Consider the following 1,028-nt stretch of genomic DNA (forward strand, 5'->3'; position numbering starts at 1 on the left):
TAGAGTTTCCGAAAGTCGATACGCAGACCCTGCGTGAGCTTGCGCCGATGTTCACGCTGACCTGGCTGTTCCGGACACTGGAGGACATGGCCCGGCAGATGGAGGGGCCAGCTTTGTTCAATGGGGACGGAGAGGATCTGGTCTTCCACGAAGTGTGTTTCCCGCTGGCAAAGGGCGTGACGCAGAAGACAGTGGCGGACGTGCTTGACGGGATCATGGCCCTGCGACCGGAAAACCGGTCATTCTGGAACTGGCTGAAAGAGCCAATGAGCGATCCCGTGCGCAAGGCTGGACGAGATGAAAACGGGCGGTTCCTGCGCACGGAGATGGATGATGGTGCGATCGTGCTGGGCACGCTGGATCTGAAGGGGCGGCAGTTGCGGCTGCAGGTGAACTCGAAAGAGCGTGCCGAACGTGGCCGTGCCATGCTGCAGGCGGCTCTGGGCGATCTCGTGGGGGCTCCGCTCACGCAGATCATGACGCCGGCGCAGGCGATGGAAGACCGGGGGACGCATGGACGGGAGGTCTCGCCAGAACTGCAGATCCCGCCCGGGGAGGAAGCCCGGATTATCGGGCAGATGCTGGAGCGGCACTATCGGCAGGTGCTTGATGAGCCAGTCCCGGCCCTGGGGGATATGACGCCGCGCCAGGCCGTCCAGACAGCTTCAGGGCGTAAAAAGGTGGCCATCTGGTTGAAGGATATCGAAAACACTACGGTCCGCGCCCAAGGGAGTGGCGGTGCCATGGCTGCCTACGATTTCGGGTGGATGTGGCACGAACTCGGAATCATCAGGCTTAGGAAATAGTCCGCTTACGCCTCATTCCGGACATATAGTTACTTGGGTCGCTTTCCACATACCGGATATGACTTATCCAATTTTTCCAGAGGTGATTGGATATTAGGATCGTGTGTATATATTTTCCGGTCAAAGTTTGAATATCTATGAAATGTAAGGTTTTAATAGAAGCCATGATGAAATGCCGTGGACACCTGAAACAGGTAATCTCCATCATTATAATATACGTCG

Annotated in this window: 1 pseudogene; it reads left to right on the top strand. The window is 56.8% G+C overall.

From position 1 onward, the window contains the following. Window positions 1-806, top strand: a pseudogene (locus tag AC1RQ9_RS19020) (hypothetical protein); the annotation flags it as partial. Window positions 807-1,028 lie beyond the last annotated feature (222 nt).

This window comes from Komagataeibacter ossonobensis, assembly GCF_057359305.1.